The sequence below is a fragment of the Paenibacillus sp. 01T442 genome (genome assembly GCF_056398345.1).
On record NZ_JBFTPF010000069.1, the window covers coordinates 1 to 16,682 of the forward strand.

21 protein-coding genes are annotated in these 16,682 nt (G+C 44.5%); 1 reads left to right on the plus strand and 20 read right to left on the minus strand.

The annotated features are described in order from the left end of the window. The 13 genes from AC1DLM_RS28830 to AC1DLM_RS28890 form a co-directional block, all read right to left on the minus strand. On the minus strand, nt 1–525 hold a 525-nt coding region (locus AC1DLM_RS28830), incomplete at its 3' end, for a 3'-5' exonuclease (RefSeq protein ID WP_477571896.1). Nucleotides 526–615: 90 nt separating this feature from the next. Further along, nucleotides 616–1,212, minus strand: a complete 597-nt coding sequence (locus AC1DLM_RS28835) for a tetratricopeptide repeat protein (RefSeq protein ID WP_477571897.1) — start codon at nt 1,210–1,212, stop codon at nt 616–618. Between the two features lie 90 nt (nt 1,213–1,302). Beyond that, nucleotides 1,303–1,686: an aspartate 1-decarboxylase gene (panD, locus tag AC1DLM_RS28840; RefSeq protein ID WP_173110244.1), complete on the minus strand. Its 384-nt coding sequence runs from the start codon at nt 1,684–1,686 to the stop codon at nt 1,303–1,305. A 6-nt stretch (nt 1,687–1,692) separates the two neighbouring features. Further along, a complete protein-coding gene (gene panC, locus AC1DLM_RS28845) occupies nt 1,693–2,562 on the minus strand; it encodes a pantoate--beta-alanine ligase (RefSeq protein WP_477571912.1) in 870 nt (289 codons plus the stop codon). A 24-nt stretch (nt 2,563–2,586) separates the two neighbouring features. Then, complete coding sequence (panB, locus tag AC1DLM_RS28850) at nt 2,587–3,441, minus strand: 3-methyl-2-oxobutanoate hydroxymethyltransferase (RefSeq protein WP_441986747.1); 855 nt, start codon at nt 3,439–3,441, stop codon at nt 2,587–2,589. Nucleotides 3,442–3,686: 245 nt separating this feature from the next. Next, complete coding sequence (locus tag AC1DLM_RS28855) at nt 3,687–4,655, minus strand: biotin--[acetyl-CoA-carboxylase] ligase (protein ID WP_441986748.1); 969 nt, start codon at nt 4,653–4,655, stop codon at nt 3,687–3,689. A gap of 635 nt (nt 4,656–5,290) precedes the next feature. After that, complete coding sequence (locus AC1DLM_RS28860; protein WP_477571898.1) at nt 5,291–6,577, minus strand: CCA tRNA nucleotidyltransferase; 1,287 nt, start codon at nt 6,575–6,577, stop codon at nt 5,291–5,293. A gap of 27 nt (nt 6,578–6,604) precedes the next feature. Then, nucleotides 6,605–7,777 (minus strand): N-acetyl-alpha-D-glucosaminyl L-malate synthase BshA, encoded by a 1,173-nt coding sequence (gene bshA, locus AC1DLM_RS28865; RefSeq protein ID WP_171628794.1) that lies wholly within the window; start codon nt 7,775–7,777, stop codon nt 6,605–6,607. A 19-nt stretch (nt 7,778–7,796) separates the two neighbouring features. Continuing rightward, on the minus strand, nt 7,797–8,489 hold the full coding sequence (bshB1, locus tag AC1DLM_RS28870) for a bacillithiol biosynthesis deacetylase BshB1 (protein WP_477571899.1): 693 nt from the start codon (nt 8,487–8,489) through the stop codon (nt 7,797–7,799). Between the two features lies 1 nt (nt 8,490). Next, nucleotides 8,491–8,910, minus strand: coding sequence for a methylglyoxal synthase (locus AC1DLM_RS28875; protein WP_056614270.1), 420 nt, complete (start codon nt 8,908–8,910; stop codon nt 8,491–8,493). Between the two features lie 25 nt (nt 8,911–8,935). After that, entirely contained in the window at nt 8,936–9,739 is an 804-nt protein-coding gene (gene dapB, locus AC1DLM_RS28880; RefSeq protein WP_171628797.1) for a 4-hydroxy-tetrahydrodipicolinate reductase, read from the minus strand. 16 nt (nt 9,740–9,755) lie between these two features. Further along, nucleotides 9,756–10,280: a tetratricopeptide repeat protein gene (locus AC1DLM_RS28885; RefSeq protein WP_477571900.1), complete on the minus strand. Its 525-nt coding sequence runs from the start codon at nt 10,278–10,280 to the stop codon at nt 9,756–9,758. A 64-nt stretch (nt 10,281–10,344) separates the two neighbouring features. Further along, nucleotides 10,345–10,683: a nucleotide pyrophosphohydrolase gene (locus AC1DLM_RS28890; protein ID WP_477571913.1), complete on the minus strand. Its 339-nt coding sequence runs from the start codon at nt 10,681–10,683 to the stop codon at nt 10,345–10,347. Nucleotides 10,684–10,801: 118 nt separating this feature from the next. On the opposite strand from AC1DLM_RS28890, the gene AC1DLM_RS28895 reads away from it, so the two are divergent. Further along, entirely contained in the window at nt 10,802–11,674 is an 873-nt protein-coding gene (locus tag AC1DLM_RS28895; protein ID WP_477571901.1) for a YitT family protein, read from the plus strand. Between the two features lie 71 nt (nt 11,675–11,745). On the opposite strand, the gene AC1DLM_RS28900 is transcribed toward AC1DLM_RS28895, so the two are convergent. The 7 genes from AC1DLM_RS28900 to AC1DLM_RS28930 all read right to left on the minus strand — a co-directional run bounded on the left by AC1DLM_RS28900 (nt 11,746) and on the right by AC1DLM_RS28930 (nt 16,680). Beyond that, nucleotides 11,746–12,624 (minus strand): sporulation protein YpjB, encoded by an 879-nt coding sequence (locus tag AC1DLM_RS28900; protein ID WP_477571902.1) that lies wholly within the window; start codon nt 12,622–12,624, stop codon nt 11,746–11,748. A gap of 54 nt (nt 12,625–12,678) precedes the next feature. Continuing rightward, complete coding sequence (locus AC1DLM_RS28905) at nt 12,679–13,338, minus strand: DUF1405 domain-containing protein (RefSeq protein ID WP_477571903.1); 660 nt, start codon at nt 13,336–13,338, stop codon at nt 12,679–12,681. A 90-nt stretch (nt 13,339–13,428) separates the two neighbouring features. After that, entirely contained in the window at nt 13,429–14,319 is an 891-nt protein-coding gene (locus tag AC1DLM_RS28910; RefSeq protein ID WP_477571904.1) for a c-type cytochrome, read from the minus strand. A 20-nt stretch (nt 14,320–14,339) separates the two neighbouring features. Continuing rightward, on the minus strand, nt 14,340–15,011 hold the full coding sequence (qcrB, locus tag AC1DLM_RS28915; RefSeq protein ID WP_028554311.1) for a menaquinol-cytochrome c reductase cytochrome b subunit: 672 nt from the start codon (nt 15,009–15,011) through the stop codon (nt 14,340–14,342). A gap of 17 nt (nt 15,012–15,028) precedes the next feature. Then, nucleotides 15,029–15,574 carry a Rieske (2Fe-2S) protein gene (locus tag AC1DLM_RS28920; RefSeq protein ID WP_477571905.1) on the minus strand — a complete coding sequence of 182 codons (546 nt, stop codon included), beginning with the start codon at nt 15,572–15,574 and terminating at the stop codon, nt 15,029–15,031. A 285-nt stretch (nt 15,575–15,859) separates the two neighbouring features. Further along, nucleotides 15,860–16,288: a DUF2487 family protein gene (locus tag AC1DLM_RS28925; protein WP_441986757.1), complete on the minus strand. Its 429-nt coding sequence runs from the start codon at nt 16,286–16,288 to the stop codon at nt 15,860–15,862. A 203-nt stretch (nt 16,289–16,491) separates the two neighbouring features. Next, on the minus strand, nt 16,492–16,680 hold the full coding sequence (locus AC1DLM_RS28930) for an IDEAL domain-containing protein (protein ID WP_056616951.1): 189 nt from the start codon (nt 16,678–16,680) through the stop codon (nt 16,492–16,494). Nucleotides 16,681–16,682: the final 2 nt, after the last annotated feature.

Here is a 16,682-nt window from a genome sequence, read left to right on the forward strand (position 1 = left end):
CCGCTGTACCGTTAAGAGAGGCAATCCCAGTAAACGATCCAAGCAATGGATCCAAATCAATGCCGTAACTTCCGCATCACTATCAGCTTGGTGTGGCCTTTCATGATCAATACCAAACAACGCCGCCACCATACTAAGCTGTAGACTAGAAATGGACGGAAATAAAATACGCAGCATATCCATGGTGTCCAGGACACGACCCGAGAAAGGAGGATAGCCAGTTCTTGTTAGTCCTCGCTGCAGAAATGATAAGTCAAACGCTGCTTGATGCGCGACAAGCACACAATCAAACAAGAGTGGAAACATGTCTGACATCACCTGATCGAGTGATGGTGCATCCTCAACCATCTCATTGGTAATCCCTGTTAAAGTTGTAATCGAAGAAGGTATACTAATCCCTGGGTTCACCAGAGAAGTATACCTGTTTGTAATTTCAAATTGATCTATGATGACGAGTCCAACCTGTATAATTTCGTCMCCAGGCTGACTTCCTGTCGTTTCAAAATCCAAAACTGCAAATTTCATAACGTCTATCTTCAATCCCTTCGTCCTACACTTCTCCTAGCATACCAAATCTGATTAGGAAAAGGGAATACCTTGTTTTACCGTTTTGGTTTAGGACTCATCGAGATTGATTAGCGGCTCCATACAAGAGGGGTCGGTATGATAGGCTTTTTGAAAATATTCGAAAGCTTTCTCTAGGTTCTGATTTTGCACTTGAATACAACCCATCGCGTTATAAGAAATAGCTTTCATCTTTGAATTTTTCGTCAATGGCAAGAGGAATTTGAAGTGCTGATACGCATCGCCAAACTCCCCTTTACGCAAATGACCCATCGCTAAATACACTCGCGCTAATAAGAAATCTGGCTGCCGCTGAATCAGCACCTCGAATTCTTTAATCGCTTGATCATACATGTACAACTTATAATACCCTTGTCCGCGCATGAATTCTTCAGTTTGCTTACCGGACATGTCGAGCTCCATCAGTTCATCATGTAAGATTTGTGTATGGCTGATCGGCACCGCCCCATAAAACTTTCCCAGCTTCTCCTCAAAAAGCAGCCACGCCTCGATGAATTCATCGCTCATCGTTTTTAACACTTGCAATTGTTCGTCTAGTTCGGCCTTTTTCTCCACATCGCTGTTCGGATATTCCTTCTGAATTTCTTCCAAAACCTCATTCATTGTGGAAAATAAATGCTTAAACATTTGGCATCCCCACCTTTGCTTCGAAAGCTTACCCTCATTCTTTGTAAACAAAGACGTTTTCATGCATGCTAGTGGTTCCGCCGTAAATCTTTAGAGAACAGTTGAATGTTCTTCTTCCTTCAGCAATTGGGCAACGGTGTTGTTTGCTCCCATAATGGCAATCGTTGGATGATGCTTTTTCGCTTCTTCGTCGCTCATCATGGCGTAAGAAACAATAATAATAGTATCACCTGTTTGAACGAGTCTAGCTGCCGCACCATTCAGACATATCACACCTGTGCCGCGTGGCCCAGGAATAATATACGTCTCCAGACGTGCACCGTTGTTGTTATTCACGATTTGCACTTTCTCATTTGGCAGCATATCTACAAGATCAATTAAATCCTCATCGATCGTGATACTGCCGATATAGTTTAAATTCGCCTCTGTAACCGTGGCGCGGTGAATCTTCGCTTTCATCATTGTGCGAAACATAAGACGTCACTTCCTKACTTGTAGAATAAGATTATCAATTAAACGTGTTTTCCCAAACTTCACAGCCAGCGCAATAATAAGAGTAGTAATAGAATGGCTATGTTCAAAAGGCTCTAAAGTTGGGTAGGACAATACTTCAGCGTAATCTATAACGGCGAGTGGCGCCGTTTGAATATGATCTCGGACTAAGATTTCTAGCTCTTGGGATGTAAAAGAGGATGTTGACTTGCTTTCGATAAATGTCTTCGCTTTCTGTAAGGACTGAGACAATACCAACGCTTGCTGGCGTTCTTCTGGAGATAGATACACATTACGCGAGCTCATCGCCAAGCCATCGTTCTCACGTAAGGTCGGGCAAGGCACGATTTCTACGGGTAAATTTAAATCCAGAACCATCTGCTCGATAACTGCGACTTGTTGAGCATCCTTCAAACCGAAGAAAGCTTGATCAGGCTGCACAATATGAAACAGCTTGCTAACTACTGTTGCTACGCCATCAAAATGACCAGGTCGTGAAGCCCCGCAGAGTCTCGTTGTGACCTCTGACACACTCACCGTGGTGCGTGTTGGTGTTGGGTACATCTCATCTACGGAAGGCATAAATACGATATCCACACCTGACGCCTCAGCTACTGCCAAATCATTCTCCGCATTGCGGGGATAACGTTCAAAATCTTCACCAGGACCGAACTGCAACGGATTCACAAAAATACTCAATACAACTAATCCACTTTGTGAACGAGCTTTTTGGAGAAGACTCGCATGTCCATCATGTAAAAATCCCATTGTCGGCACGAAGCCAACCGACTGATCGTTCTTGCGACGATACGCCTTAATTCGAGCTCTTAAATCGGCAATTGTCTGAACCACTTCCATGGTGTGGATTGCTTCCATGACCAATCACTCCTTATCGCCGTATAGATATTGAACAACATCGTTGTCCATATGAAATGTATTTTCTTGCGCTGGGAACGTCCGCGCTTTCACTTCTTTCACATATTCGCCAATCCCTGCACGGATAGTTTCCCCGATATTTGCATAGGCTTTAACAAACTTTCTGGGAGCACTGTCAGAACCATACTGCAGCAAATCATGATACACAAGCACTTGCCCATCACAATGCACACCAGAGCCTATGCCAATTGTGGGAATGGACAGCTGCTTCGTGATCCATGCCGCTAATTCATCCGTCACCAGTTCCAGAACAACCGCGAACGCACCTGCTTCTTCAATCGCCTTGGCATCACTCAACAGCTTCTCCGCTTGCTCCGAGCTGCGTCCTTGCACACGAAAGCCTCCAAGTTGGTGAACCGACTGCGGCGTTAGCCCTAAATGGCCAACGACTGGAACGCCTGCTTCCGTAATCGCTTTGACCGTGGCAGCGATCTCTGCGCCACCTTCCAATTTAACCGCCTTAGCGCCGCCTTCACGCATCAAACGTCCAACACCTTGTAAAGTGGCGTCCAAGCTGCCGTGGTACGTTAAGAATGGCATATCAGCGACGACAAACGTATTCGCGGCTCCACGTACAGCAGCACGTGTATGATAAACCATATCATCCAGAGTAACAGGCAGTGTAGAATCATACCCTAACACTACATTCCCTAGTGAATCTCCAACTAGAATGACATCAATACCTGCTTCTTCCGACAACCGTGCTGAAGGATAATCGTAGGCCGTTACCATCGTAATCGGTACGCCGTCTTGCTTCATTTTTCTCATCTTTGCAGTCGTTAGCGCTTTACGTTGTTCCACAGTAATCCCAGCTTCCTCATATAAAATAAAAAACCTTTTAGCTAAGAGCTAAAAGGAACGCATGCAGAAAGAATCAATGATCCCTCTGTCTCGGTCCTATAAGGCTCAGAGCAGAATCCAACATCTTGTTTCAGTTATTTCGGTTCAATTGCCAGATCAACTTACAAGTGCAGTTCCTATAAGGATACCGCCTTATGCTTCTATTATACCAAAGCTTGCTTCTGGAGGATACCCTTTATCTCCCACTACTTCAGTTCAATGTCTCCGGAATAAATTTTAACCCGTTCACCATTCGGGGTTATCACCGTCAAAGCACCTGTATCATCCAACGAATCTGCGATACCTTCAATAAAGCCTGATGGTGTTGATGTCCGAATCGGTCTCTTCAGCGTGACACTTAAGGCTTCCCATAATAAACGAATTGGGGCAAATCCCTTTTCCATATAAAGGGCATACATATCCTCGAATTCCAAAAGAAAAGCTTGTACTAATCCCTCGCGTGAAACTTTTCCGCCGGACTCAATCGCTAAAGAAGTTGCAATCGAGCGCAGTTCTTCCGGATAATCCTCTTCTAACAAATTGACGCTGATGCCAATCCCCGCAATCACATACTTTAAGCGCTCGTCCTCGCCACTGCTTTCCAGCAAAATACCACTAACTTTCTTCCCATGTATAAGAAGATCATTAGGCCATTTGATGCCAATTTCAACTTGGCATACTTTCTGAATGGCACGACATAGAGCAACTGCACTAAGCAGAGTTAGCTGCGGCATGAAGTATACAGGAATACGCGGTGTAAGAATAAGACTCAGCCAGATCCCCTTACCCGATGGAGAATGCCAGCTGCGCCCCATTCGGCCTCTACCTGCTGTCTGCCTCTCTGCGAGCACAATCGTGCCCTCAGGTGCTCCAGACGCGACCAGCTTATGTGCAATCGTTTGAGTAGAATCTACTTCATCATAAATGTGTACTTTTTGACCAAGCACTTTCGTTTTCATGCCATTCAATAACTCACTGACCTGCCACTTCGCTGGCTTACTTATTAAACGATACCCTTTGCGTGAAGCCGCTTCAAAAGCGTAGCCCTCTGCACGAAGTTCCTCGATGTGCTTCCAGATCGCAGTACGGCTCACACCTAAACGCCGACTGATTTCTGCTCCGGATACATAAGTTTCAGGAGTTTCCTCAAAAAGCTCTAAAATTCGTTCATTCATACGATTTCACTCGCAATCTTATAGTTTGATCTATAGCAGCGCAGGTGTGCGCTTGATTTCTAATATTAATTTAATAGTTCTAACTCGATAAACTAGCTAGTTCATGTGTACAAGGTACATCTAATTCGACTAACTAGCTAATTCATGCGTACAAGGTACATCTAATTCGACTAACTAGCTAATTCATGTGTACAAGGTACATCTAATTCGACTAACTAGCTACTTTATCCTTGCAAGATACCTATAACGCGACTTACTAGCTACTTCATGAACTACAAGATACCTCCAACTCGACTTACTAGCTACCTTATGCTTATAAGATACTTTTACCCAAACTAGCTACCACACAACCACCAACTTTTTCAAATAACTGGATTTCATGTAGGTATTTTGAGTAAAAAAGCGCCCAAATCAGGATTAGCTGGATTTAATGTAGTTAATTCCGAGGAATTCTTGCTTTTTCACTTGGAAGGCACTATTTAACTGGAGGTTCTCCAGTTAAATACAATTCTAAGCAACAATCACGAAAATTAAATGTAGTTTTTACAGTTATTCAACTTCGTGAGTACAAGTGATCGAAAGTAAAAGCAATGGCTTCCCTATCCGCCACTCAAAAGAAAAACCGCACAGCGCTGCTACTTCGCAGCCTGCGCGGCGTAAATCAGAGCCTCGCGCTCATTCGGGATTTCCCCGAGAGCCGCTCGCTCGAGCAGATCCAGCAGCAGCCTGCCCATCCATGGGCCGGGCTGCCGATCAAGGGCCGCCGCCACATCCTGGCCGGATATGGCGAGTTCCTTCAGGCTGAAGCAAGGGACCTCCTTCAGCCAATCCTCCCCGCGCCTCAATAACTCCGGCGCCGTCTCAACCAAGAAGCGCGCCAAACCACCGCGCTTCCCCTCCACCGGCGGCAGCTCGCGCAGCAGCCGCAATAACGCGCGGGCTGCGGCTTCGCCGCGGCGCACCGCGCCAAGCTTCCAGACCCGCTCCAGCGGAGCCAGGTCATCCGCCTGGGCCTGCGCGGCAACAGCCTCGCGCAGGGCAAGAACTTCCGCGACCGCTGCGCCATCGGCGCGGGAGAACGTCAGCTCCTGGAGCGCCGCGCGGACGATGTCCGCTGGCACCTCCAGAAGCATCAGCAGCATTGCCCAGCGGTCATGCTGCCCCTCCAGCGCGCTGACAGCGTCCAGCGCGTCGTCCCAGGCGAGCCAGGCTTCAAAAGGCAGCGGAAGCTGCTTTTTGAGGTACGCCAGCAGGMCGCTCGCCAGCAGTAGCCGGACAGCCCGCGCAGGGGCTGGGCCTTCAACCATGCGCTGCAGCTCGCTGCGCACGCGCTCCATCGCGATATGGCGCAGCAATGGGGCATTCGCCAGCAGCGCTTGCCAAGTGCTAGCCTCGATCTCTAGACCGTAGGTCGAGGCGAAACGAATACAGCGAAGCATGCGCAGCGCATCTTCGCCAAAGCGCTCTTCCGCAATACCTACGCAGCGGAGCACGCCAGCGGCCAAATCCGCTTGCCCATCATAAGGATCCTGCAGAACACCAGCTACATCCATAGCCATCGCGTTCATCGTGAAATCCCTCCGCCTTAAATCCTCGGTTAAATCCGAAATATAGGCAACAGAGGCAGGACGACGAAAACCTTCGTACGCTGCCTCCTTACGGAAGGTCGTTACCTCATAGGCTCCTTGAGCTATCAGAACGGTTACAGTGCCGTGTTGGAGTCCTGTTGGCACCGTCCTCTGAAAAATTTCAATAACCTGCTCTGGCAGCGCAGAGGTGGCGATATCAATGTCTTTGATTGGTCGTTCCAGTACAGCATCACGTACACAGCCACCGACATAATAGGCCTCATAACCAGCTTCCATGAGCGTCGTTAATACCTCCGAAGCACCTGGATCATTCATTCCCTTACCTGCATCCAACTTAATTCTCCTATCCAGTTAGCATCCTTATTGACACGAAGATGCTGAAATGCGATGTGATTCAGGGAGTTCCCGTCCTAAAACGCGATAGTAAATCTCCTCGTATTGAACAGTTGTAATATCGTTACAGAACGTATACCGCGCACGGTTCAAACAATTCTGTGCCATTTGTTCATACATCACTTGATTTTTCAACAGATTAATCGCATAGTCGGCCATTTGCTCCGTATCACCGACTTCGGCTAGAAACCCAGTTTCACCATGAGTAATCAACTCAGGAATTCCACCTGCATTGGATCCAATTGTTGGCACACCGCAAGCCATAGCTTCAAGTGCTACAAGTCCGAAGCTTTCTTTCTCAGAAGGAAGCAGCATGAGGTCTGCGAGTGAAATGACTTGAGCCACATCATCCTGCTTACCGCAGAACGTAACTTTATCCGTGAGACCCATTTCCTTCACCTTCGAAATCATTTTCGAAAGATCTGGTCCTTCCCCAACGAAAAGAAGTCGGGACGGCACTTCTTTGCTGACTTTTGCGAAAATATCCACAACATCCTGGACGCGTTTCACTGGTCGGAAATTGGAAATATGAATTAGGATTTTCTCATCTGGCCGTGCGAATTCGCCTCTTAGCTTCGATATATCTCGCGGGTAATACACCCGTTTATCTACAAAGTTATAAGTCAAATCAATATCACGATCAATGGCTAGCAATTCCCGTGTTTCTTTGATGAGATCCTTGGAAACTGCCGTTACAGCATCACTTTCATTGATGGCATAACGGATAAGATCCGAAATCGATTGATCTTGCCCTAATACAGTAATGTCTGTTCCGTGAAGCGTAGTCACAACCTTGAGATTCGAACCTACCATTTGCTTTGCAAGCAATGCACAAACGGCATGCGGAATCGCATAATGCACGTGGAGCAAATCAAGCTCTTCCATTTTGGCAACCTGAGCTAACTTACTTGCGAGCGATAAATCATATGGCGGATAACGGAAGACATAATATTGGCTAACTTCCACTTCATGATAATAAATATTTTTATGAAATTTGCCTAATCGAAACGGCATGCTATGTGTAATAAAGTGAACCTCGTGCCCTTTTTCAGCTAGCAGCTTTCCAAGCTCAGTCGCTACTACACCTGATCCGCCAAGTGTTGGGTAACACGTAATACCAATTTTTAATTTGTCTTTCATTTCTCACACCTCTTTCCGATCAATCAAAATGTTCAATCACCAAGGGGAGTTTGGAAACGAACCCTTCCGCGTACGTCAGTTGACGCTTCTGACCCATGAGTCGATCACGAGCTTCTACACGTTCGACATAACCTTGATTGAGTGGCGTCGCAACGGTACCTGTACCTGTTACAAATTGTGACCGGTACGCACGCAGTGCTGCCATTTTGATATCATAAGTATTTGTTACATCTATGATTACATCAGCTTCATACACATCATTTATAAAATAAAAAAGTAGTTGCTCCACATTCACAGCTTCTGTGTCTGGCAAATATTTACGCAGCTTCGCATTAAAAACAGCTTCCTGCACAAGCTTTGAACATGCAATATGATCTGGGTGACGATCTTCCMAATACGGTGCGAACACAATGCGTGGTCGATACTTCCTGATGACTTGTGTAATCCGTTCGATATGATCTGCCGTGACAAATAATCCTCGATCTGGCAACCCCAAATTCGTACGTGCAGCTAACCCTAGTATTTTCGCTGCTTCCGCGGCTTCTTCTAGTCTAATTTCCACCGTCCCATTTGAGGACATTTCGGCATAGGTCAATTCACAAAGTCCAACACGAAGTCTACGCTGAGTATGCTTGGCAATGGTTGCGCCCATCCCAATTTCAGCGTCGTCTGCATGGGCACCAAATATAAGAATATCTAATTGTTCACTCATCTTATTCAATACCMGGCTTATATTTATGTACGAGTTCTCGCCAAGCAAAATCCCCACGATCCAACGCTCTTACAAGCAACTCAGCAGTCGCAATATTCGTAGCGCAAGGAATTCCCTGCACATCGCACAAACGAAGCAGAGCGATAATATCAGGCTCGTGTGGTTGAGCCATCAATGGATCACGCAAGAAGATGATCAAATCCATCTCATTTTCTGCAACCAGCGCCCCAATCTGCTGATCGCCACCAAGTGGCCCTGACATAAATCGATGAATATTCAATTTCGTATTTGCCATGATTCTCGTGCCTGTCGTGCCCGTTGCATATAGTTTGTGACCCTCGAAAACATGCTCATAAGCCGTTACGAAATTCACCATCTCATCTTTTTTTCGATCATGGGCAATAAGTGCAATGCTTAACATCTGACTTCCACTCTCCTAGGGGTCTCTAATCTATAAAATGCTCAAAACCATAAATCATTCCGGTATAGGTCATAACTTTACGAACCGCTATCGCTACACCTGGCATATAAGCTGCACGATCATAAGAGTCATGTCGAATTTTAAGCGCTTGACCTTGCTCGGCCATAATAACTTCTTGTTGTGCAAATACACCTGGCAGACGCACACTATGTATTCTGAATCCATTGTAATACCCACCGCGGGAACCTTCAATTGTTTCTTCTTCTTTCGGATTACCTTGTTTAATTTCTTCACGAACTTCTGAAATGAGCTCCGCGGTTTTGACAGCTGTTCCGGAAGGGGCATCCAGCTTTTGATCACCGTGATATTCGATAATTTCCAGATGCGGGAAATATTTCGAAGCTTGAGCAGCGAACCTCATCATGAGAATAGCTCCAATGGAGAAATTTGGTGCAATTAATCCACCAATATTATTGTCTCGGCATAGCATGTCCAAATCAGCAATAGCTTGAGGGGTGAATCCCGTTGTTCCCATCACGGGACGAATCCCTAAGCGAATTGCAAGATTGGTATGTGAAACCGCCGTTTGCGGTCCTGTAAAATCAACTAACACATCTGGTTTGGATTGGGTTAAAACCTTTTCGATGTCGTTACCCATTAAAATCCCGCAGTCATCCATACCAACCATTCTTCCAAGATCAATGGGGCCGGAGGTACGACTTACTCCTGCTACTAACTCCATATCTGACTCACGCAGAACGGTCTTGACGACCTCCCGCCCCATTCTTCCACTTGCTCCGATAACTGCTACTCGAATTCTACGCTCCATATTGTGATGATCTCCTTTATCTATGTTTCGGGCCAATCTCTGTTTCCATTTTGACCTTGTAGATCGTGGCATGCTGCTTTGCAAGCTCATTATTCGGTTCTAGACGTACAGCCTCCATTACGGTTTGTAAAGCTCTGGTATAATCCTTACGCATGGCGAAGGCTTCACCTAGAATAAGATACGCTTCAATGGCTAGCGGATCAAGCACTATCGCTTCTTTTAGCAGAAATATAGCGCGCTCCGGATGAGCAGACGGATTCGTAAGCTGCCTTCTGGCTTGTTCGACAAGCTCACGTGCATTCAACACTTGCAAATGAAAGCGAAATGCCTCATTCGCTGGATCTAGATCAATCGCTTTTGATGCATGTTCCACCGCTTTGATTAKCTTATTACTTCTCGCAAAAGTAATGGAAAGTTTGTGATGATAGACAGCATTGTTTGGTTCTTCAGCTATTGCTTTTTCAAACCATTCAATGGCCTTTTCAAAATCATGCCCAAGTATGGATTCGTATGCTTTTTGTATTTGCTTTTCTCCATTCATCTGCCCATCCTCCTTTGCCATTAACGGTTTTCCCGATTCATGGGGATGGTTTAGTTTATGAAGGTCAATTCGTTTCGGTGTTTATTTTAGTCCAACGCCCTGCATCACGGGTATTGAATTTATGCATGATTTTATCATGCGCTTCGGTCAGATTAATGCCAAGTGAATTCGCAAAGCAGATCGTAATGAATAAAATATCACCAAGCTCCAACTCGATTGAATTGTCCCCTTCTGTACTTTTTTTGGGTTTTTCACCGTAAGAATGATTCACCTCACGAGCTAATTCACCAACTTCTTCAGACATTCTAGCCAGCATAGAAAGAGGACTGAAATATCCTTCCTTGAACTGGGAAATATAAGTATCAACCTCTTGTTGCAGGTCTTTAAGTGTACGTTCTGACATTGGCATCCTTCTTTCTATCCTCTTCACAAAGGTTATCCTCCTTATGTTAAACTAAACGAGAAAAGTTGACAAATTTTTTGTTAGACAAGGCAATCATTTTAGGCATGGAGGAATTCAGATGATATTTAAAGAAAGGTTCCAAGATCAATTTCTCAATGTGTTGGGAATCTTGATTGGAACAGCGATTTATGCGTTTGGTTTGCATTATTTTGTCATATCGAATGAGCTAATGGAAGGCGGATTAACAGGCATATCTCTTTTGCTCAAATACGTGCTTAATGTGCCCCCCTCCATCTCCACCCTCGTATTTAATATTCCTTTATTTTACTTAGGCTGGCGGAATTTTGGTAAGGGTCCCATGCTGTATACGATTTTCGGCGTCATTTGCCTTTCATTGTTTCTATGGGTGATGGAATGGCTAATTCATATGGGGTGGTTAGTACCTTTTCATACTACACAAGACTATTTTCTAGCAACCCTTTATGCTGGGATCACACTAGGCACGGGTCTTGGGCTTGTATTTCGATTCGGTGGAACAACAGGTGGTTCTGATATATTAGCTCGCATTGGTCATAAAAAGAGAGGCTGGAGTGTCGGACAAGTCATCCTTATCATTGATGTCGTCGTTATTGGCTCTTCTTTCATTTATCTCCCCAAAGAAAAGGTGCTCTATTCACTAGTAGCCGTATTCGTCACTTCACGGATTATTGATTACATATCAGAAGGCGCCTATGCAGCCAAAGCGTTTACGATCATTAGTGAGCAGCCCAGTGTACTAGCAGAATCTATCACCAAAGTACTTGATCGCGGAGTAACGCTCTTCCCAGCACGAGGTGCCTATTCTGGAAACACGAAGGAAGTCGTTTATTGTGTCGTTTACCGGCATGAGACAAGACAATTACGAGAGTTAATTCACGCCGTTGATCCACGTGCTTTCATCATTGTTGGGGATGTTCATGAGGTCATCGGTGAGGGCTTTAAAACAAATTGATTTGTTAGTTGAATAAAAATAAGAAAAAGTGGGTTAAACAGCTCAACCGAGCTTGCTTAATCCACTTTTTCTTATCTATTTTCGCTTTCCTTTGTTTGCCTAACGGGAACGATATGTCGACCAGATTGGTACATTTGCCAACCAACATAGGATAAAACACCAATTATAATAACGCCTATACTCAGTKACCAGATGATGGGATGATACGGGTCCGTGAGAGGCACATAGGCCAGTGCATCTTTATGTTTCATAAAGATTTCATCCAGCACTTGGTTCAAATTCACGATTCCAGCTTCTAGCGGTCTAATAGGCATTGGTTTCGTATTCACATTTGTACGAAGGAAGGCGATTAAAGAATCTAACTTCTCAATGGATGATGGATCACGACTAATGATTAACGAGGGATGAATAATGGCGATATGTTGTGATAACTTACCATATTCTTCTATTGCTTCTTGCTGTTTATTAGCCTTAACTTGCTGACTTAGCATTTGACTATCATTTTGCAGAACCTTATAGTATTGCAGCCACATCGGCTGGTTCTTATGAGAAAGCGCATCTGTTGCTAGACGGATTTTGGCAACAGCTACTTGTCCATCAGTTGGTGAGTAATTGACCGCATTATACACTCGTTTCGCATCTGTGACGGTTGCAGTCAAAGCATTCAATCCCTCAATGGACGTAATTCCTTCAAATGAAATTTTCGGAATTTGATCTGATAATTGAATCAACTTATTTCTAGCCTCAGCAACTTGTCCAGACATCGTAAATGTATACATTTCTTCGGCAATCTGATTTAAAAACGAAATCCGCTCTACTTGAACTGGGTCTATAGGTTTACTAGCTTGTCCAACTGTATGTTGAGTGGTACCGCAAGCTGCAAGTAAACAAAGAACAAGGCCGAGTAAGATCGTCACCGCTATCCCTCTTATCGCTCTATCGAAAAACATGGGACATCCCCTCCTTCACCATCATCATATGGAGGTTCGTCCCACTTTAGACCATCAGGTATTCGCTTTCAACATTTTTTTCTCTCTTACCATTAAACACGTAATCGCAATCCAGATTCCAATGATACTCAAACATACCGTGAAGAATTGAATCGTTCCCAAATAGGGATGCAACTCGCGTTGGAGTCTTGGGAAAACTCCTCTTTCATAGTCCATGAAATCGTTCCAAAATGTCCAAATTGCCACCAGTACAATAGCAGGCAAGCGGAATGAAAACCAACGAACAAATAACAGCGCTTCCACAGCCATTGCCAAATGAGACGCGGTCAGCATCCATCCATCCCAACCAACAGCTGCCCCATGCCAAGCACCTGCCCAAATCATCGTAACTGCCCAGATCCCATATTTAAATGATGTGATAAGCCCAAAAGCCTCAACAAAGCCGCGAATAGCCCTATACAGCTTACTCGTTGGTTTGGTAAGGGACCGATCGACAATCAAGTAACCAACAGAAAGAGTGAAAAATAAACTTGCAGTCGGACTATCCGGTACAAAAAACACATACCATACCGGATTCTCCGCAATGGTGTCTACCATTTGAAGCCAATACCACTCATAGCCATATACGGTACCTAGTAAATTGGTTATAAAAAGCAACCATAGCATTCTCTTACTCAGTAAGAAGTCTCTGCTCCACCAATAGGAAACGGACAAGTTGGCCCCTCCTTTAGAATCAAGTTCAATATGTAGACCATCTAAAATTTCCAAAAAAAACCTGATCACTTTCGCGACCAGGTTCACATTTTATTGAGTTTTTTGTTTCGATAACCACTCAGCTAATTTATCAATATCGGCATCTGTTAAGCCTTTATCGATATTAGGCTTATACATAGCAGGCATGTTGCCTTTACCATTTTTGATAATGCCCATAATGTCATCTTTCGTGTGTCCATCGCCTACACCTAACAAAGCGGGTACACCAGAAGCTGGCATTCCTTTAAGCTGTGCACCGTGACATGCTAAGCAAGTTGCTTTTGCATAAATCGCAGCACCTGGGTCATCAGCAGCAACAATTGCAGCTGCTTTTTTCGTTTCCTTCTTCGCACCCTGGCCAGCTGCTCCACCTTTGTTAGCGTGCATTTCTTCTTCACGCTTGATGTGCTCTGGAATGATGTTTTTCTCTTTAAGCTCAACTTGATAGTGAGACCAAGATGTGTACGTTAGGTATGTACAAGCGATCAAAGATAAAATCATTAGGCTTGAAGCAATTGGTCTTCTGTAGAAGCGACGTTCTTTACCTGTATCCAAGAATGGAGCCAGTAATAATCCGCCGAAAAGTAAACCTGGTACTACAACCGCTCCAAGAACTACATAATCACCCGATGTATAAGGGTATTTCAGCAATTGATACATGAACAAGAAATACCAGTCAGGCATCGGAATAAATGCTGTGTTCTTCGGATCCGCAGGATAACCTAACGGAGCTGGGTCGGACATAACTAGAACTAGCATACCGACCAAGACAACGACACCAACCATCCATTCTTTCAACAAGAAGTTTGGAATGAAGGCTTCTGATTTACCTGGGTAAGCAGAGTAATCTCTAGGAATCAGTCGTTGTTCTTGCGTTTTCTTAATTACGCGGGAATCCCCTACGTAAACGATTTTTTCATCAGACTTATGACCATGCGCCACGCTATTCGCCCCTCCCTAAATTATAGCGGTCCGGAAATACCTTGTTTGCGAATCATGAAGAAGTGTCCGGCAAGCAAAGCGAGCAGAACGCCAGGCAGGAAGAACACATGAATAGCAAAGAACCGTGTTAGTGTTTGTGCACCAACAATGCTTCCGCCTTGCAGCAATGTTTCGATGTACGGTCCAGCGAATGGTACCGATGCTGCAATTTTCATACCTACTTGTGTTGCAAAGTAAGCTTTGTTATCCCATGGAAGCAGGTATCCCGTAAAACCAAGACCTAACATAACGAAGAAAATGAGCATGCCTACTACCCAGTTCATTTCACGTGGAGCTTTGTAAGATCCTGTGAAGAACACGCGCAGGGTATGTAAGAACATCATTACGATAACTAAACTAGCTCCCCAGTGGTGCATACCTCTGACGATAACACCGAAAGCTACTTTATGTTGTAGGTAATCAACACTTGCATAAGCATTGATAATATCAGGTGTGTAATACATAGTAAGGAACATACCTGACAAAATTTGAATTACTGTGATGAAAAACGTCAATCCGCCAAAACAATAGACGAATGCGGAAAAGTGATGAGCAGGGTTAACGTGTTCTGGCACCTCGTGATCCGCTACATCTCTCCACATAGGCGTAATATCAAGACGTTCGTCAATCCAGTTGTATACGTTTTTAAACATCTGATCGTGACGCCCCCTTATACTCTAGTGTTARCATGCAGTTGTCCAACATACACGAAACCATTCTCTACTTTTGTTGTGTATTCGTCTAGCGGTTTAGGTGCTACAGCAAGGTTCTTGCCGTCTTGCGTATAATGCGCACCATGACATGGACAGAAATACTGATCTTTGTAAGCAGGGTTATCGTTCCAGTTAACCGTACAGCCGAGATGCTTACACGTCGGATTTAACGCGAATAGAGCACCTTTACTGTCCTTGGAAATCCATGCTACGAGTTCAGCATCACTTTCGTACCAGCCATCTACCTGATGGACTTGGAACGTAAACGCTTGTGGGACATTCGTAATTTTACTTTCTTCGACAACTTTAACCCAGTCCGATGCTGCTTTTGGCTGAAGGACAGGATCAACGGCAAACCGAATCATCGGTATGATAATGCCGGCCCCCATGAATCCACCAGCGCCACCAAGGGTATAAGAAAGAAATTGTCGACGAGACATTTCGCGTTTGGTCCCGGGTTTCTTCCCATGCTGTTCTTCATTGTGATTGTTATGATCACTCATTCTCAGGTCTACCCTCCTACATTGGCCGAAGTCCGAACCCTCTCGGACATCAGCTACCTCTATCACGTGTCGTTCGACATTACACTACATAACTAGGACATTTCTAATAATAGCCTACGTCTACTAGGTCGTCAAGAATTCATAACTCCTTTTATTGGATTGAAATCTTCGCTTTCGGACAAATTTTAACGAAATTGTCACAACTTTTTGCAAGCCACATTCATCCATTACTACCCTTATCTTGCGCATTTTTTTTCCATTAATACACGACTTCACCAAAGTTACTCAGGCAGGGTACCAAAGTTGCTGAACTTGTTTGGAAATACCTGATCGAATTGCCTCTGATTGCTGCACCCATTGCTCTTTATCGACAACGATCAACAAATCAGTTTCGGCTGATTGCCAGTGAATTGCTTCCGGATGCAAGGTTATTACGATTATGTAACGAAATCCACTTTTCTTCAATTGATGTACGATGGTCTCCACTTGCTCACTTGCACCCGTATCTGCTATGTAATGAAGAGCTGGATAAGTGACAACTCTGCCTTTGTAAGGAATCTCGATAATTTCCATGACATCACGGAGCCGCTCTAACACGGCAGTCACTTGCATCGGATCCTCAATCCCTGTCAACCCCGTAACAGGCAGAAGACACGTATCCAAGTAGGGCTTCAATTCCGTCCATTCTTGTGCAACAATTTCATTAAACTTCAAGGTGTAGCGCCTCCCTATCTTTTACCAAAAGAACATCCGCTATGTAGCGCAAGCTCAACTTGTACTAAGTACTTTAATCTGTCATCACCTACCTGTCAATCAAGTATTCAGTCTTCCTTATATACTTAGTATACACAGACAAAAAAGACATGGGATTGGTATCCTCATGTCTTCATGTTTACTTACTCATGCGCAGCTAATGATTACCCTAGTGATTGTAAAATCCTTAATTCAGACGTTAGCGCCAAAAAGGATGTCTGATCGCCTTTAGCAAGAGCGCTATCGATTTCCTTATAAAGATTTTCTTCTCTATATTTGCGTAAGGCATTATCCCAAATCATTTCCGCGAAAAGTGCCAGCAGCGCATCGTTAGATACATTCATTTTTCCCATGA

Excerpts from the sequence above, each read along its gene's own strand:
- AC1DLM_RS28835 (WP_477571897.1), bottom strand. The coding sequence starts at position 1,212 with ATGTTTAAGCATTTATTTTCCACAATGAATGAGGTTTTGGAAGAAATT.
- panD (WP_173110244.1), bottom strand. The coding sequence starts at position 1,686 with ATGTTTCGCACAATGATGAAAGCGAAGATTCACCGCGCCACGGTTACA.
- AC1DLM_RS28855 (WP_441986748.1), bottom strand. The coding sequence starts at position 4,655 with ATGAATGAACGAATTTTAGAGCTTTTTGAGGAAACTCCTGAAACTTAT.
- bshA (WP_171628794.1), bottom strand. The coding sequence starts at position 7,777 with ATGAAAGACAAATTAAAAATTGGTATTACGTGTTACCCAACACTTGGC.
- dapB (WP_171628797.1), bottom strand. The coding sequence starts at position 9,739 with ATGGAGCGTAGAATTCGAGTAGCAGTTATCGGAGCAAGTGGAAGAATG.
- AC1DLM_RS28890 (WP_477571913.1), bottom strand. The coding sequence starts at position 10,683 with ATGTCAGAACGTACACTTAAAGACCTGCAACAAGAGGTTGATACTTAT.
- AC1DLM_RS28895 (WP_477571901.1), top strand. The coding sequence starts at position 10,802 with ATGATATTTAAAGAAAGGTTCCAAGATCAATTTCTCAATGTGTTGGGA.
- qcrB (WP_028554311.1), bottom strand. The coding sequence starts at position 15,011 with ATGTTTAAAAACGTATACAACTGGATTGACGAACGTCTTGATATTACG.
- AC1DLM_RS28930 (WP_056616951.1), bottom strand. The coding sequence starts at position 16,680 with ATGGGAAAAATGAATGTATCTAACGATGCGCTGCTGGCACTTTTCGCG.